The 16129-nt window shown below is 60.9% G+C and carries 12 protein-coding genes and 1 pseudogene; 10 read left to right on the top strand and 3 right to left on the bottom strand.

The window, feature by feature from the left end; translation table 11 throughout:
* Positions 1 to 298: 298 nt before the first annotated feature.
* From J9870_RS08535 to J9870_RS08550, 4 genes are all read left to right on the top strand, one after another.
* Positions 299 to 2293 carry a nucleoside-diphosphate sugar epimerase/dehydratase gene (locus tag J9870_RS08535; RefSeq protein ID WP_210643508.1) on the top strand — a complete coding sequence of 665 codons (1995 nt, stop codon included), beginning with the start codon at positions 299 to 301 and terminating at the stop codon, positions 2291 to 2293.
* A gap of 114 nt (positions 2294 to 2407) precedes the next feature.
* On the top strand, positions 2408 to 2743 hold the full coding sequence (locus J9870_RS08540; protein WP_210643509.1) for a helix-hairpin-helix domain-containing protein: 336 nt from the start codon (positions 2408 to 2410) through the stop codon (positions 2741 to 2743).
* Positions 2744 to 2918: 175 nt separating this feature from the next.
* Positions 2919 to 3572, top strand: a complete 654-nt coding sequence (locus J9870_RS08545; protein ID WP_210643510.1) for a GntR family transcriptional regulator — start codon at positions 2919 to 2921, stop codon at positions 3570 to 3572.
* Positions 3573 to 3587: 15 nt separating this feature from the next.
* Positions 3588 to 4439 carry a DUF1989 domain-containing protein gene (locus tag J9870_RS08550; protein ID WP_210643511.1) on the top strand — a complete coding sequence of 284 codons (852 nt, stop codon included), beginning with the start codon at positions 3588 to 3590 and terminating at the stop codon, positions 4437 to 4439.
* Between the two features lie 81 nt (positions 4440 to 4520).
* Here the strand turns inward: J9870_RS08550 and J9870_RS08555 are convergent, their stop codons facing one another.
* Both J9870_RS08555 and eat read right to left on the bottom strand, forming a co-directional pair.
* Positions 4521 to 4688 carry a DUF2897 family protein gene (locus J9870_RS08555; RefSeq protein WP_003183831.1) on the bottom strand — a complete coding sequence of 56 codons (168 nt, stop codon included), beginning with the start codon at positions 4686 to 4688 and terminating at the stop codon, positions 4521 to 4523.
* Between the two features lie 120 nt (positions 4689 to 4808).
* The gene (gene eat / locus J9870_RS08560; protein ID WP_210643512.1) at positions 4809 to 6173 is read right to left on the bottom strand and encodes an ethanolamine permease; all 1365 of its coding nucleotides are present in this window, start codon (positions 6171 to 6173) and stop codon (positions 4809 to 4811) included.
* A 406-nt stretch (positions 6174 to 6579) separates the two neighbouring features.
* Between eat and kdpF the strand changes: the two genes are divergently transcribed.
* The 6 genes and pseudogenes from kdpF to J9870_RS08590 all read left to right on the top strand — a co-directional run.
* Positions 6580 to 6669 carry a K(+)-transporting ATPase subunit F gene (gene kdpF, locus J9870_RS08565; protein WP_210643513.1) on the top strand — a complete coding sequence of 30 codons (90 nt, stop codon included), beginning with the start codon at positions 6580 to 6582 and terminating at the stop codon, positions 6667 to 6669.
* A gap of 8 nt (positions 6670 to 6677) precedes the next feature.
* Entirely contained in the window at positions 6678 to 8372 is a 1695-nt protein-coding gene (gene kdpA / locus J9870_RS08570) for a potassium-transporting ATPase subunit KdpA (protein ID WP_210643514.1), read from the top strand.
* 11 nt (positions 8373 to 8383) lie between these two features.
* Positions 8384 to 10438 carry a potassium-transporting ATPase subunit KdpB gene (gene kdpB / locus J9870_RS08575; protein ID WP_210643515.1) on the top strand — a complete coding sequence of 685 codons (2055 nt, stop codon included), beginning with the start codon at positions 8384 to 8386 and terminating at the stop codon, positions 10436 to 10438.
* Positions 10439 to 10661: 223 nt separating this feature from the next.
* Positions 10662 to 11207: a potassium-transporting ATPase subunit KdpC gene (gene kdpC, locus J9870_RS08580; protein WP_210643516.1), complete on the top strand. Its 546-nt coding sequence runs from the start codon at positions 10662 to 10664 to the stop codon at positions 11205 to 11207.
* A gap of 130 nt (positions 11208 to 11337) precedes the next feature.
* The gene (locus J9870_RS08585; protein WP_210643517.1) at positions 11338 to 13989 is read left to right on the top strand and encodes a sensor histidine kinase KdpD; all 2652 of its coding nucleotides are present in this window, start codon (positions 11338 to 11340) and stop codon (positions 13987 to 13989) included.
* 48 nt (positions 13990 to 14037) lie between these two features.
* Positions 14038 to 14715, top strand: a pseudogene (locus tag J9870_RS08590) (response regulator); the annotation flags it as partial.
* A gap of 170 nt (positions 14716 to 14885) precedes the next feature.
* On the opposite strand, the gene J9870_RS08595 reads toward J9870_RS08590, so the two are convergent.
* Positions 14886 to 15923: a patatin-like phospholipase family protein gene (locus J9870_RS08595; RefSeq protein ID WP_210643518.1), complete on the bottom strand. Its 1038-nt coding sequence runs from the start codon at positions 15921 to 15923 to the stop codon at positions 14886 to 14888.
* Between the last annotated feature and the right edge of the window lie 206 nt (positions 15924 to 16129).

Below are 16129 nucleotides of genomic sequence, written 5' to 3' on the forward strand. Positions count from 1 at the left end.
GGGCTCCTTGGGGCAGTAACATACGCGCGCCAGCTGTCTACTCCCCCTTGTGCGATGGTCTGTATCCGCTGGTGGTTGCCTGTGGTTGGGTGAGTCTCCTGCTGTGGAGGCTGGTGCGATATGCGCGCGCAGATGATGTTGGCCGCTCAAATTCCATGCTGGAGCTCGAGACGGTCTAATCTGGATGCTGGTGCAGTTTCGTTTTCAAATGACCGTTTTTATCAAGTGATGTGACTCGCTGCTACGTACAATAGAAACGGATTTGCGACAGGAGCGGGCCAAGGTGCGTAAGAGGTTTATGGATAAGTTAAGAATAGCCTTGCTGGGATTGCCAAGACACCATAAACGCGCGATCCAAGTGGCGACGGATGTAATATTAGTCTGGACTGCCCTGTGGCTGGCGTTCATTGTTCGACTGGGGTTCGAGGTATTGACCAGCCCGGTCACCACACATCTTTGGCTTTTCGCATCGGCTCCACTGGTTGCCATTCCGATTTTCATTCGCTTTGGCATGTATCGCGCCGTCATGCGTTATTTTGGTAACGACGCGTTGATCACCATTTGCAAAGCGGTGAGTCTCTCGGCTTTGTTACTGGCGCTTGTTGTGTATTGGTACAGCAACCATAAAACAGTGGTACCTCGATCGATCATATTCAACTATTGGTGGCTGAGCCTGATCATGATTGGCGGTTTACGCCTGGTGATGCGGCAATATTTCCTCGGTGACTGGTTTACCGCAGCACAGCATGTCCCGTTTACCAATCGTGACGATGGCCTGCCCAAGGTTGCCATTTATGGTGCCGGCGCCGCAGGTAACCAACTAGTGGCTGCATTGCGTATGGGACGGGTGATGCGGCCGGTTGCGTTCATTGACGATGACCACAGCATCGCCGACCGAGTTATTGCAGGGTTGCAGGTCTACCAACCCAAACATATTCAAAAGATGATTGATACAACCGGTGCGCAGGAAATTTTGCTGGCGGTACCTTCTTCCTCCCGAGGCCGTCGTCGAGAGATATTAACGCTGCTTGAGAGGTTTCCGCTGCATGTACGCAGCGTCCCGGGTTTTATGGATCTGGCCAGCGGCCGGGTCAAGGTCGATGACATTCAGGAAGTAGATATCGCCGACCTCCTCGGGCGCGATGCAGTGCCAGCCCAAGCAGATTTGCTTAAACATTGCATCACAGGACAGTCCGTTCTAGTGACAGGGGCAGGGGGATCAATTGGCTCCGAACTTTGTCGGCAAATCCTGACGCTGAAGCCAACAACGTTGCTGCTTTTCGAGCATAGCGAATTCAATCTCTATAGCATTTTGTCCGAACTTGAACCTCGCCTCGTTCGGGAGTCGTTGTCCGTTCGGTTGTTGCCTATCCTGGGCTCGGTCCGGGATCAGAGCAAGTTACTGGATGTGATGAAAACCTGGAATGTCGACACGGTCTATCATGCCGCCGCTTATAAACATGTCCCGATGGTTGAGCACAATATCGCCGAAGGCGTCCTGAACAATGTGATCGGGACGTTGAACACGGCTCAGGCTGCATTGCAGGCGGGTGTGTCGAACTTCGTCTTGATCTCCACAGACAAGGCTGTGCGCCCGACCAATGTAATGGGCAGCACCAAGCGGCTTGCGGAAATGACGTTGCAGGCTCTTAGTCGCGAGCTCGCCCCGGTGCTGTTTGGCGATAAGGCCAATGTTTCTCGCGTCAATAAAACCCGTTTTACGATGGTCCGATTCGGCAACGTGCTGGGCTCGTCCGGGTCGGTTATTCCGTTGTTCCATAAACAGATTAAATCCGGTGGGCCGCTGACCGTCACCCATCCGAAGATCACGCGCTATTTCATGACCATTCCCGAAGCCGCTCAGTTGGTGATTCAGGCGGGCTCCATGGGGTTGGGTGGGGATGTGTTCGTGCTGGATATGGGGGAGCCGGTGAGGATTGTCGAGCTGGCGGAAAAAATGATTCATTTGTCTGGTTTGAGTATCCGTTCGGAGAAAAACCCCCACGGAGACATCTCAATTAAGTTCACGGGCCTTCGGCCAGGCGAGAAGCTTTACGAAGAGTTGCTGATTGGTGACAACGTCGTCGCGACCCAGCACCCGATGATCATGAGTGCCAACGAAGATCATCTGCCTTGGGATGTGCTTAAGGAGAGCCTGTCTGAGCTGCTCTCTGCCATCGAGCGTGATGACTACACCAGGGTTCGTCAGTTGCTTAGGAATACGGTCAGTGGGTATGCCCCGGACGGCGAGATTGTCGACTGGATCTACCAGCAGCGCCGCCTTGAACCCTGATTGTTACACACGCTGTAACGTACACATTTTTGACAGCGAATCATCATCGCCTAAGTTTGAGAAGCAGCTTCGGAAAAGCTGCTTCTTTCTTAACGATGTCATGGAGCGTCACTTATGCGTACAGGCTATTTCTACTCTCTGGTTTTTGCCCTTCTGACTAGCGCCTCTATAGCGGTAATCGCCGCGCCTGTGGTCAAACCCGAGACGATGGCTGCACCGCAAACATTGGAAGTATCGGCAAAATCGCAAAGTGCCAAGGTTGATCTTAACGGGGCGGATGCCGCGACTCTGCAACGCGAGTTGACTGGGATAGGCAAGGCTAAGGCCGAGGCGATTGTTGCGTACCGTGAGAGTAATGGGGCCTTCTCGTCGGTGGAGGAGTTGCTGGAGGTCAAGGGTATTGGCAAGGCGCTTCTGGAGAGGAATCGCGACAAGCTGGAAGTGAACTGAGGTGAGGTAGCGAGAAAGGCCAGTCGGGATGACTGGCCTTTTTGCGTTCTGGTGATAGACGCCTAGGAAGATGATTGTGGCTGAGATCCAGCCTCAGGACGTCGGCATGGCGATATGGCACAAATTGTGATTACCCATTGCCAATCGATTGTTGAACAATCTCGAGCCCTTGAACATGAACAGCGAACTCTCCCTCGCCGACCACATCACCCTCGAACTACGCGCCGACATCATCGGGGGGCGTTTGCTGCCCGGCATGGCCCTGGTGGAAAACGACCTGGTGGAGGCCTATAACGCTTCACGCAACACCATTCGCGAGGCGCTGCATCGCTTGGGGCAGGAGGGGCTGACGCGCTATGTGCGTAACAAGGGGGTGATGGTCCGCAGGTTGAACGCCGAGGATGTGCGGGACGTGTTCAAGGTCCGTCGCACCCTGGAGCTTCAAGCCATCATGGGCAGTCAACCACTGCGTGAGTACCAATCCGACCGAATGCTCGAAGCCCTTGAGGCCGCCGAGCTGGCCCGGGAGCGTGAAGATTGGCGTGCGGTCGGTACCCATGGCTTGGCGTTCCATCAACATGTCGTTGGGTTGATGGGCAGCCCGTTACTCAATGAGTTTTTCACCAACGTGGTCGCGCAACTGCGCCTGGTGTTCTACGCCGCACCCGATGAACCACGTTTCCAGGCTCCGTGGCTGCTCCGGGATCGCGAGATCCATGACTGGCTGGCCGAAGGCGACAAGGATGCTGCCTATGAAGCGATGAGCCTTTACCTCGACGATTCCGAGCAACTGCTGTTGCAGTTCCTGGCCCCATCTATCCCCCACTGATCAAGGACCCGCGCCATGTACAAAGACTACCCAGCCGCCTACCAGGTCAGCAAAGGCTCAGCCCTGCAAGTGGACAAACCCTTCTACGACCGCATCCGTGCCGAGCAGGACAAGCGCACGTTGATTGAGCAGTTCGAAGTGCCGATCCGCACGGGGAGGGCGTGGCATGTGCCGGCTGGGCATGTGTTTCGTGTCACTACACCTGTAGGCCCGCAGGTGGGCGACTTCAACGTCTGGAACGCTCACGATCCGCGGGAGCGTCTGTGGGCGGCACGTACGCGTCAGCTTCAGGGCGCTCACGTCAGCACCTATGATCGGTTGTGGTCGAACCTGCCATTCCTCAGGCCATTGGTGACGATCACTGATGACAGCCTGGCCGGTTATGGCATCGACGAGCATGGCGGGCGGTTGCACGATTTGCTGGGGACCCGCTGTGACCCGTACGTGAACAAGATGCTGACCGGCGAGGACTTCCACCATCACTGCCACTCGAACCTGACCCGTGCGGTGTTGCCCCATGGCTTGACGGAGTTCGACGTGCACGACGTCTTGAATATTTTCCAGTGCACCGGGCTCAATCATGACGACATGTACTTCATGAAGGCCTGTCCGGCGCAGAAGGGCGATTATCTGGAATTTTTTGCCGAGACCGATCTGCTGTGTGCCTTGTCGACTTGCCCTGGCGGGGACTTGTCGCTGGCGATGTGGGGGCCGGATGCGCAGGATCCGCTCAGTGTCTGTCGTCCGCTGGGGGTGGAGATCTATCGGCTGGAGGATTCATTGCTGGAAGGCTGGAGCCAGCCGGAGCGGGCGGCGTACAAGGGGCTGCATGGGTTGCACATTGCCAAGGCGGATTGGGAGAAGTAATGCCGTGCACGCTGCCTATATGCAGGCCTTTGTGGCGAGGGGTTTATCCCCTCGCCACAAGAGTATTGGACAGGTCAGCAATCAACGATCCTTGGCCTCCTTCGCATCCATCTCGGCATTGCGTTCGGCAACACGCTTACGCTGTTCATCTGTCAGCTCGACCTTGTTGGCGGTGTCGCGCAGCATCATCAGACCGCCGACGATCGAGCCGATTGCAACAATCAGAATCAACCAGGCATACCAGGGCATAGGGCTCTCCTTGAGGGGGGCGATGGCGGACGAACATTTCGCCGGTCCATCGCACCTACCACTTATGAGCGAAGGTTGTTCGCAGTGGTTCAATACTACGCCCGTTATGCCTGGCTCACCTCATAGCCCGGTCAACATCGCATCGGCCGGCGCATCCGCACGCAGTTGTGCGGTGAGCAGGAAATACAGGAAACCCACCACCATGAAGCCGAGGAAGATCAGCCCGATCAAGGCGTTGAACCAAGCCATCGCCACCAGGCACACCACGGCCAATACCAGGGCGATGCCGGGTACAAGTGGATAGCCCGGCGCGCGGAAGGTGCGTTCCAGGTTGGGTTCGGTTTTACGCAGTTTGAACAGGCTGAGCATGCTCATGATGTACATGACGATGGCGCCGAACACGGCCATGGTGATCATCGCGGCCGTCAGGGTCATGCCGCCTAGGTTGATCAAGCCGTCGCTGTAGATCGCTGCGATGCCGATCAACCCGCCGGCGATGATCGCCCGGTGCGGGGTCTGGAAGCGCGAGAGTTTGGCGAGGGAGGCGGGCAGGTAGCCGGCGCGGGCCAGGGCGAAGAACTGCCGGGAATAGCCAAGAATGATGCCGTGGAAACTTGCCACCAGGCCAAACAGGCCGATCCACACCAGCATGTGCAACCAGCCGGAGCTTTCGCCGACTACGGTTTTCATGGCTTGGGGCAGCGGATCGTTGATGTTCGACAGAGTGCGCCAGTCGCCGACGCCACCGGCGAAGAACATCACGCCCATGGCCAGGACCACCAGGGTCAGGATGCCGCTGATGTAGGCCTTGGGAATCGTGCGTTTCGGGTCCTTGGCTTCTTCGGCCGCCATCGCAGCGCCTTCGATAGCCAGGAAGAACCAGATGGCGAAGGGAATTGCCGCGAACATCCCGGCAATCGCCGGTGCACCGAACGCATCGGAGCCGGCCCAGCCGTTCAGGGCGAAGTTGCTGAAGCTGAATGCCGGGGCTACGACGCCCATGAACACCAGCAGTTCGGCCACTGCCAATACGCAGACGATCAACTCGAACGTCGCCGCCAGTTTCACCCCGAGGATGTTCAGGCCCATGAACACGATATAGGCCCCGACCGCTGCGTGTTTCGGGTCCAGGGCCGGGAACTGTACGTTCAGGTAGGCGCCGATGGCCAGGGCAATGGCCGGTGGCGCGAAGACGAATTCAATTAATGTCGCCAGCCCGGCGATCAAGCCGCCTTTCTCGCCGAAGGCGCGACGGCTGTAGGCAAACGGCCCGCCGGCATGAGGAATGGCGGTAGTCAGTTCGGTGAAACTGAAGATGAAGCAGGTGTACATGGCCGCGACCATGAACGATGTCACCAGAAAGCCCAGCGTCCCGGCAACGCCCCAGCCGTAGCTCCAGCCGAAATACTCGCCGGAAATCACCAGGCCAACGGCAATGCCCCATAAATGCAGGGTGCCCAGGGTCGGTTTGAGTTGTGTGTTCATCGGTGGCTCCCCTTTGATCCATAGCAAAAGCGCTGGAAGGGGGCATTGCAGTGGGCGTGCCAGGGTGGCGGGAGCCGTCGTAAAGGCTGAAATCGTGTCGTATCGGGGATGTTCGCTGCCGGATCGCTCGGTTTTGTGCTCCAGTTCAGGGCGTCAGTGGCTGGGCTGGCCTCATCGCGAGCAAGCTCGCTCCCACGGGGGATCTTCAGTGGCCACAGATTTTCTATTCACAACAGGTCAACTGTGGGAGCGAGCTTGCTCGCGATGAGGCCATCCCAGTTAGCCGAAAAAACCATTCTTTACACATTCTTTATCCCCCAAGCCCTCCTTCGGTCTCGTTCCTTTACACCCTCCCTGCCGACAATCACTCCACACACGGCACGACGCCGTATCACGGAGAAATCCCATGAGTGTTCTGGACGGGGTGTCGCTGCTGCTGGCAGCGGCGCTGTTCATCTATCTACTGGTTGCGCTGTTACGCGCGGATCGGAACTAGGAGCGGCTATGCACGGTTATGACTACGGGCTGATCCTCGCCTTTTTCGCATTGGTGCTGATTCCCGCGCCGTTTCTGGGGCGTTTTTACTTCCGGGTGATGGAAGGCCAGCGCACTTGGCTATCACCTGTTTTCGGCCCGGTGGAGCGCGGTTGTTATCGCCTGGCCGGTGTCGATCCCGCTGCTGAGCAGAGCTGGCAGAAATATACCCTGGCCTTGCTCGCGTTCAACCTGGCGGGTTTTGTGTTGCTATTCACGGTTCTCCTGCTGCAGGGCCATCTGCCCCTCAATACCGAGCAACTGCCGGGCATGGAATGGACCCAGGCCTTCAACACGGCCGTGAGTTTCATGACCAACACCAACTGGCAGTCCTACAGCGGCGAAGCCTCCCTGAGCTACCTGAGCCAGATGATCGGCCTGACGGTGCAGAACTTCGTCAGCGCGGCCACCGGCCTGGCCGTGCTGGTGGCGCTGTGTCGTGGGATCGGGCGCAAATCCACCGCAACGCTGGGTAACTTCTGGGTCGACATGACCCGCGCCACCCTCTACGGGTTGTTGCCGCTGTGCCTGCTGCTGGCGCTGTTCCTGGTGTGGCAGGGCGTGCCGCAAACCTTCGCGCACTATGTGCACGGGGTCACGATGCAGGGCGCAGACCAGGTTATCCCGCTGGGCCCGGCCGCCAGCCAGATCGCGATCAAGCAACTGGGCACCAACGGCGGCGGTTTCTTCGGCGTCAACTCGGCGCATCCGTTCGAGAACCCGACGGCCTGGAGCAATCTGTTTGAACTCGCGTCGATCATCCTGATTCCTGCCGCGTTGGTGTTCACCTTCGGCCATTACGTCAAGGACCTGCGCCAGAGCCGGGCGATCATCGCCTGCATGCTCGTGCTGTTTTTGCTCGGCGGCGCCACATCGCTGTGGGCCGAGTACCAGCCCAATCCGGCCTTGAACAACGCTGCCGTGGAGCAGACCGCGCCGCTGGAAGGCAAGGAAGCACGCTTTGGCACCACTGCCACGGTGCTGTGGTCGGTGACCACCACGGCGGCGTCCAATGGCTCGGTCAACGCCATGCACGACAGCCTCAACCCGCTCAGCGGGATGGTCTCGCTGGTGAACATGATGGTTGGCGAAGTGATTTTCGGCGGCGTCGGCGCCGGGCTCTACGGGATGTTGTTGAACGTGCTGATCGCGGTGTTCCTGGCCGGGTTGATGATCGGTCGCACGCCGGAATACCTGGGCAAGAAGCTGGGGGCCAGGGAAGTGCAGCTGCTGGTGGTGACCCTGCTGGTGATGCCGGTGAGTGTGCTGGTGCTGGGTGCCATCGCTGCGAGCCTGCCCGGGCCGGCCGCGGCGGTGAGTAACCCCGGTGCCCACGGTTTCAGCCAATTGCTCTACGCCTATACCTCGGCGGGGGCGAACAACGGTTCGGCCTTCGCCGGTTTCGGTGCCAACACGCCCTTCCATAACCTGATGCTGGGTCTGGGCATGTTGATCGGCCGTTTCGGCTACATCCTGCCGGTGCTGGCGTTGGCCGGCAGCCTGGCGCTGAAGAAAACCGCGCCGATTGGCCAGAACAGCTTCCCCACCCATGGGCCGCTGTTCGTGACCTTGTTGACCGTGACCATCCTGCTGGTGGGTGGCTTGACCTTCCTGCCGACCCTGGCCCTGGGGCCGATTGCCGAACACCTGAGCCTGGGCTTCTGAGGGATATGAAGATGAATATGCCGATGAGCAAAACCGTCGTCGCCAAGGCGCCGGAGCAACCGAAAACCGCGATCTCCGCCCTGTGGCGGCCAGCCCTGGTACAAGCCTTCGTCAAGCTCGACCCGCGCCAATTGCACCGCGCCCCGGTGATGCTGGTGGTGGAGTTGACCGCGATCCTCACCACGGTGTTGTGCTTCATTCCTGACAACGCCGTGCCGACCTTCGTTGCCGCGCAAATCGCCCTGTGGCTGTGGTTCACCGTGCTGTTCGCCAACTTCGCCGAAGCCTTGGCCGAGGGGCGCGGCAAGGCCCGGGCTGACAGTCTCAAGGCCGGCAGTGAAGGCCTGAGCGCACGCCGCCAGACGGCCAGCGGTTTTGAAATGATCCCCGCCACCCGTTTGCGCAAAGGCGATGTGGTGCGCGTCGAAGCCGGGGAGATGATTCCCGGCGATGGCGAAGTGATCGAAGGCATCGCTGCGGTCAACGAAGCGGCGATCACCGGCGAATCGGCGCCGGTCATCCGCGAGTCCGGCGGGGATCGCTCGGCCGTCACCGGCAATACGCGGTTGGTTTCCGACTGGTTGCTGGTGCGCATCACCAGCAACCCCGGCGAGTCCACCCTGGACCGCATGATTGCCCTGGTCGAAGGCGCCAAGCGCCAGAAAACCCCGAATGAAGTGGCGCTGGATATCCTGCTGATCGGCCTGACACTGATCTTTCTGCTGGTGGTGGTGACGCTGCAACCGTTCGCCCATTTCGCCAACGGTAATCTGCCGCTGGTGTTCCTGGTGGCGCTGTTGGTGACGTTGATCCCTACCACCATCGGCGGGCTGTTGTCGGCCATCGGCATCGCCGGGATGGATCGGCTGGTGCGCTTGAACGTGATCGCCAAGTCCGGCCGCGCGGTGGAGGCGGCGGGGGACGTGCATGTGTTGATGCTGGACAAGACCGGCACCATCACCTTCGGCAATCGTCGCTGTGCAGCGGTCTATACCGCTCCAGGGGTTAGCACCAAAGAGCTGGCCGAAGGCGCACTGTTCGCTTCATTGGCCGATGACACGGCTGAGGGCAAGTCCATCGTCGAGTACCTGCGAGGCTTGCATGCGCAACCCGAACCAGGCCTAGAGGCGTTGACCGTCGTGCCGTTCAGCGCGGAAACCCGGCTGTCTGGTGTCGATTATCAAGGGCGCGTCTACCGCAAGGGCGCCGTGGATTCGCTGCTGAGCTTTATCGGTCTGGCGAAAAGCGAGTTGCCGCCGGCGCTGGCCCGGGAAGTCGACAAGATTGCCCAAAGCGGTGGCACGCCATTGCTGGTGTGTGCCGACGGCAAGCTGTTGGGTGCCATTCATCTGAAGGACGTGGTCAAGCCCGGCATCCGCGAGCGTTTCGCCGAGCTGCGCAAGCTGGGGATCCGCACGGTGATGGTCACCGGCGACAACCCGCTGACCGCCGCCGCGATTGCCGCCGAGGCGGGTGTGGACGACGTGCTGGCCGAGGCCACGCCGGAGAAAAAACTGGCGCGCATCCGTCATGAGCAGAACGACGGTCGGCTGGTAGCGATGTGCGGCGATGGCGCCAACGACGCTCCGGCCCTGGCTCAGGCGGATGTCGGCATGGCGATGAACGACGGCACCCAGGCGGCGCGAGAGGCGGCCAACATGGTCGACCTCGACAGCGACCCGACCAAGTTGCTGGACGTGGTGCAGATCGGCAAGGAGTTGCTGGTGACCCGCGGGGCGTTGACGACGTTTTCCATCGCCAATGACATCGCCAAGTACTTCGCGATCCTACCGGCGCTGTTCGCCTCGATTTATCCACAGCTCGGGGTGTTGAACGTGATGCACCTGAGCAGCCCGCAGAGCGCGATCCTGTCGGCCATCGTCTTCAACGCTTTGATCATTGTGGTGCTGATTCCCCTGGCCCTGCGCGGCGTGCGGGTACAAGCGGCGAGCGCGGCGGCGCTGTTGCGGCGCAACCTGTTGATCTATGGCCTGGGCGGGATCGTGGTGCCGTTCGTGGGGATCAAGGCGATCGATATGTTGTTGACGGCGTTGGGGCTGGTTTAAGCCTGATGTGTGGTGAGCATATTTGTGGTGGCAGGCAGATTGTTGTGGCGAGGGAGCTTGCTCCCGCTGGGCTGCGAAGCAGCCCCAGAGCCAGCAATCCCAATGCATCGGACAAGGCCGCGTCCAGTCTTTTTGGGGCGGCTGCGCAGCCCAGCGGGAGCAAGCTCCCTCGCCATAATGTGTATGCCTGGAAATTAACTGTTTCTGATTCGAGGATTTTGAAATGTCCAGTCTGATTCGTCCGGCCTTGAGCCTATTACTGCTGATGACCCTGATCACCGGCGTCGCTTATCCACTGCTGGTCACCGGCGTGGCGCAAGTCGCCTTTCCCGCCCAGGCCAATGGCAGCCTGATCCTCGATGCCGCCGGCAAGGTCCGTGGCTCGACGTTGATCGCCCAGGATTTCACCGGCGATGCCTGGTTTCATCCACGGCCATCGGCCGGAGCCTTCGCCACGGTCGCCAGCGGCGCCAGCAATTACTCCCCGAGCAACCCGGCCCTGGCCACTCGGGTGATCGATGACGCCCACAAACTGCTGGTGCCCGGTCAGGGACCGGTGCCGCTGGCGTTGCTGACCACCTCTGGCAGCGGCTTGGACCCGCACTTGCCACCGGCCTCGATTGCCTATCAACTGGCGCGTGTGGCCGCGGCGCGCAACCTGCCGGTTTCGACGGTGCAGCAACTGCTCGATGCCCACATCGAGCAGCCCCTGGTGGGGCCGCCGGTGGTGAATGTGCTGGCGTTGAATCTGGCCCTGGAAAAACTGTAAGAACCTGTGGGAGCGAGCTTGCTCGCGATGAGGGTGTATCAGTCACCAGCAATGTTGGCTGACCTACCGCTATCGCGAGCAAGCTCGCTCCCACAGGTGTTTGATCAATATCTGAAAGAGATCCCCCAGTATGAGCGACTCCGGCCGCGCCGACGCACTGTTAGCCAATCTGCCCCGCAACGACCGTGGCCGGCTCAAGGTCTTCCTTGGTGCGGCGCCCGGTGTCGGCAAGACCTACGCCATGCTGCAAGCGGCCCACACTCAACTGCGCCAAGGCGTGAAAGTTGTCGCCGGTGTGGTGGAAACCCACGGTCGCGCCGAAACCGAAGCACTGCTGGGCGGCTTGGTGCAGCAGCCGTTGGTGCGCTCGGAATATCGCGGCGTGATGCTTGAGGAAATGGACCTCGACGGTTTGCTCGCGGCGCGGCCGGCCCTGGTGCTGGTGGACGAACTGGCCCACAGCAACGCCCCCGGCAGCCGCCATGCCAAACGCTGGCAAGATATCCAGGACCTGCTCGCCGCCGGCATCGATGTCTACACCACTGTCAACGTCCAGCATCTGGAAAGCCTCAACGATCAAGTGCGCGGCATCACCGGCGTGCAGGTTCGCGAGACGCTGCCGGATTGGGTCTTGCAGGAAGCCGATGAACTGCTGCTGATCGACCTGCCATCGCGCGAACTGCTCGAGCGCCTGCGTGACGGCAAAGTCTATGTGCCGGAACAGGCTCGCGCGGCGATCGATGCGTTTTTCACCCAGACCAACCTGACCGCGTTACGTGAACTGGCCATGCAGACCGCCGCCGCCCAGGTCGACAATGACCTGGCCCAGGGTTATCGACAACTGGGTCAGTCCGCTCCGGCCGTGCGTGGGCGATTACTGGTGGGTGTGGACGGTGATGTTCAGGCCGAGCGCCTGGTGCGGCACGCCAGCCGCGTCGCCCAGCGTCGGCATCTGCCGTGGAGCCTGGTGCACGTGGACAACGGTGGTGTGCGGGACGAGGCATCGCGCCAGTACCTGCAAAATGCCCAGCAACTGGCTGAACGCCTCGGTGGGGAAGTGGTGCTGTTGCGGGCTGGGGAAGTCGCCAAGACCTTGATCCAGCATGCCAGCGAACGGCGTGCCACGCTGGTGCTGGTGGGCCAGTCCCGACCGCGTTGGTGGCGGCGGCTGTTTGGCGGTGGCTTGGCTTCACGCTTGCTGCGCGGTGCCCGGGGATTGGAAATCAACGTGCTGGATAGCGATGAACAGCCCCGGCCCGCCCGCGAGCGCTCAAGCACCGTCCAGACTGGGTTCGACTACATGCTGGCGCTGGCGGCGACCGTGGCGGCCAGCGCGTTGGCCTGGGGCATTTCCGGGGTGCTGGCATTGCCCAATATTTCCCTGGTGTTTCTGATGGCGGTGTTGCTGGTGGCGGTACGCAGCAGCCTCGGCCCGGCGCTGGCCTGCGCGGCGCTGTCGTTCCTGGCCTATGACTTTCTGTTCATCCCGCCGAATTTTTCCCTCACCATCCAGCGCGAAGAAGACGTGCTGACGCTGGTGTTCTTCCTGTTGATGGCGGCCCTGACCGGCAACCTCGCGGCCCGTCAGCGCCGGCAGTTGCAGGCGTTGCGCGACACCCAGCAGGAAACCGGTGAGTTGCTTGACCTGTCGCGCAAACTCACCGCCGCCACTGACCGCCAGGCGGTGGTCAGCGCCGCCGCGCAGCACCTCAATGGCCTGCACGACTTACAGCTTTGCCTGCTCAATCGCAACGGCCAGAGCGATTGGATCGTCGAGACCGGCGAGCCATTGACGTTCACCGAAGCCGAACGTGCGGCGGCCGATTGGGCCTGGCAGCACGACCAGCCGGCGGGCGCTGGCACCGGGACCCTGCCATCCGGGCGTTGGTGGTGGTGGCCGTTGTCGGCGGAGGGTGGGCCGCTGGCGTTGCTGGGTGTGTGCCCGAAAGAGGGCAAGCCGCTGAGTGGCCAGCGTCGCCGTTTGTTGGCCGCCCTCAGTCAGCCCCTGGCTCAGGCGCTGGCTCGGGCGCAACTGGCCCAGGACTTGGAAGCGGCACGCCTGCACGGCGAGACCGAGCAACTGCGCAGTGCCTTGCTGGCCTCTGTGTCCCACGATTTGCGCACGCCGCTGACGTCCATGCGCGGCAGCATCGACAGCCTGCTGGCGCTGGGGGAAGCGATCCCACTGGCGGATCGTCGTGAACTGCTCGAGGGCACCCGCGATGAAGCCGAACGGCTGGATCGCTACATCCAGAACTTGCTCGACATGACCCGGCTTGGCCACGGCGCCCTGAAGCTGGCGCGGGACTGGGTAGCGCCGGCCGACATCGTCGGCAGCGCGCTGAACCGCCTGCGGGCAGTGTTGGCGCCCCTGGCGGTCGGCGTCGAGGTGCCTGCCGAGTTGCCCTTGTTGTATGTCCATGCGGCGTTGATCGAACAGGCGCTGGTCAATGTGCTGGAGAACGCCGCGCGATTCTCGCCGGCCCATGGGCGGCTACTGCTGAGTGCCGGCGCGACGGACAGCGAGGTGTTTTTTGCCGTCGCCGATGAAGGGCCCGGCATCCCGCAGGAAGAGCGGGAGAAAATCTTCGACATGTTCTACACCGCTGCACGCGGTGATCGAGGCGGGCAGGGCACCGGGCTGGGCTTGGCGATCTGTCAGGGCATGGTCGGTGCCCATGGTGGGCGAATCAGCGTCGACGACGGCCTCGACGGGCGCGGCACCTGCATCACTTTGCACCTGCCTTTGCAAAAGCAGCCGGGCATGGACGATGAAGCCTGAGCGGCGCTGAGTTACTCTCTCACCCATTGATTGCATTGAACGGATCCCATGAGCCAGACCGCGACCCTTTTGGTCATCGATGACGAACCGCAGATCCGCAAATTCCTGCGCATCAGCCTGGCCTCCCAAGGCTACAAGGTGCTGGAAGCTGGCAGCGGTACCGAAGGCTTGGCCCTGGCGGCGTTGAACAAGCCCGATCTGCTGGTGCTCGACCTGGGCCTGCCCGACATGGACGGCCAGCAGGTGTTGCGCGAGTTTCGCCAATGGTCTGTGGTGCCGGTGCTGGTGCTCTCGGTGCGGGCCAGCGAAGCGCAGAAGGTCGAGGCACTGGACAACGGCGCCAACGATTATGTGACCAAGCCGTTCGGTATCCAGGAATTCCTCGCTCGCATTCGAGCCCTGCTACGTCAGGCCCCGGCAGGCGAAGCGCAGGAAGCGGCGCTGACGTTCGGCCCGCTGACGGTGGACCTGGCGTACCGCCGAGTGCTGTTGGACGGTGCCGAAGTGGCCCTGACCCGCAAGGAGTACGCCGTGCTGGCGCAACTGGCGCGCCACCCGGGTCGGGTCATCACCCAGCAGCAATTGCTCAAGGACATCTGGGGCCCGACTCACATCGAGGACACCCATTACCTGAGGATCGTGGTCGGCCATCTGCGCCAGAAACTGGCCGACGACCCGACCCGGCCTCGGTTCATTGTGACCGAGGCTGGGGTTGGGTATCGATTGTTGGGGGAGGGGGGCTTTAGTTTGTTCATTGCCTGGGCTGCCGCCATCGCGAGCAAGCTCGCTCCCACAGGAAATCGAGTTGGCAACAAATTTTGTGTATTCAGCAGGACCCATGTGGGAGCGAGCCTGCTCGCGATGAGGCCTGTGCAATCAATCGAGATTTCCCAGATTCATTTCTGCTCATTTTCATACCGTTCCAACGTATCCCGAGCAATCTCCCGCCCCAGGGCGATCAACTCCGGAGCCTTGTAGAACTCAAAAAACCGACACACCCGTTTCGGCACGTTGATCAACACATCCGGCGGGTAACCGGCGATTTTGTATTGGGCCAGCGACGTCTGCATCACCTCGAAACTCTGGTTGATCAAATCCAGCAACGAGGCCGGGCCGACGTTATCGATGATGAACGAGCCAGTGGCGGATTTCGGCGCGCCATCGGTCTCTGGCGCGGCAGCCGGTTGCTGGCCTTCGGGCTCGGCCGATTCGATCCACGGGTTGATTTCGCCGGCCTCGGCCTTTAACGCTTCCTGCTCCAGCAGCAACAATTGCTCGGCCTGTTTGCGGCGAAACGGCAGGCGCGAGCCCAGGGAATTGACCAGGGTGTCGAAGCGCCGCCTGAACGCGGCAGGGCGCTGGATCACTGGCAGTCTGTACTGCTTCTGGTTGGTGGCGTTGAGGTTGACCGCGATGATCAGGTCACAATGGCTCGACACCACCGGCACGATCGGCAGGGGATTGAGCAGGCCACCATCGACCAGCATGCGATTGCCTTGCATCACCGGCGTGAACAGGCTGGGTATCGCCGCCGAGGCGCGCATCGCCTGGTGCAGGCAACCTTCCTGGAACCAGATTTCCTGCTGGTTGGTCAGGTCGGTGGCCACGGCGGTGTAGGGAATGCGCAGGTCTTCGATATTGAGTTCGCCGACAATCTTGCGGATCTGCCCGAAGACTTTCTCGCCGCGAATAGCCCCGAGGCGAAAGCTGACGTCCACCAACCGCAGGACATCCAGGTAGTCCAGGCTTTCGATCCAGTTGCGGTAATCCTCGAGCTTGCCCGCGGCATAGATCCCCCCCACGACGGCGCCCATGGAACAACCGGCGATGCAGGCAATGTCGTAGCCGCGCCGTTCGATTTCTTCGATCACCCCGATATGGGCATAGCCCCGGGCGCCGCCCGAGCCCAATACCAATGCGACACGTTTTGTCATGACCCGGCCTCTTGTCCAACAGACTTCAACAATGCACTCATCGACGGCTGCGCTCAATCGTTCTGGCGCAGGCGTCGTTTTTTGACACGCCGTGGCGGCATTTGCGTATGCTCGCCCACACTGGAATTTACGCGGTCAAGCAAGGCACTTTTCGCCGTTGCCACCGTCTTAACAGCACGACTGTTTGACCTGACTTGAGGTGTAAT

Source organism: Pseudomonas sp. Tri1 (assembly GCF_017968885.1).
In the GTDB taxonomy this organism is placed as follows: domain Bacteria; phylum Pseudomonadota; class Gammaproteobacteria; order Pseudomonadales; family Pseudomonadaceae; genus Aquipseudomonas.

Coding starts and splice junctions, on each gene's coding strand:
- J9870_RS08595 (WP_210643518.1), bottom strand. CDS start 15,923: ATGACAAAACGTGTCGCATTGGTATTGGGCTCGGGCGGCGCCCGGGGC.
- J9870_RS08540 (WP_210643509.1), top strand. CDS start 2,408: ATGCGTACAGGCTATTTCTACTCTCTGGTTTTTGCCCTTCTGACTAGC.
- J9870_RS08585 (WP_210643517.1), top strand. CDS start 11,338: ATGAGCGACTCCGGCCGCGCCGACGCACTGTTAGCCAATCTGCCCCGC.
- J9870_RS08555 (WP_003183831.1), bottom strand. CDS start 4,688: ATGCCCTGGTATGCCTGGTTGATTCTGATTGTTGCAATCGGCTCGATC.
- J9870_RS08545 (WP_210643510.1), top strand. CDS start 2,919: ATGAACAGCGAACTCTCCCTCGCCGACCACATCACCCTCGAACTACGC.
- eat (WP_210643512.1), bottom strand. CDS start 6,173: ATGAACACACAACTCAAACCGACCCTGGGCACCCTGCATTTATGGGGC.
- kdpC (WP_210643516.1), top strand. CDS start 10,662: ATGTCCAGTCTGATTCGTCCGGCCTTGAGCCTATTACTGCTGATGACC.
- kdpB (WP_210643515.1), top strand. CDS start 8,384: ATGAATATGCCGATGAGCAAAACCGTCGTCGCCAAGGCGCCGGAGCAA.
- J9870_RS08550 (WP_210643511.1), top strand. CDS start 3,588: ATGTACAAAGACTACCCAGCCGCCTACCAGGTCAGCAAAGGCTCAGCC.
- kdpA (WP_210643514.1), top strand. CDS start 6,678: ATGCACGGTTATGACTACGGGCTGATCCTCGCCTTTTTCGCATTGGTG.
- J9870_RS08535 (WP_210643508.1), top strand. CDS start 299: ATGGATAAGTTAAGAATAGCCTTGCTGGGATTGCCAAGACACCATAAA.
- kdpF (WP_210643513.1), top strand. CDS start 6,580: ATGAGTGTTCTGGACGGGGTGTCGCTGCTGCTGGCAGCGGCGCTGTTC.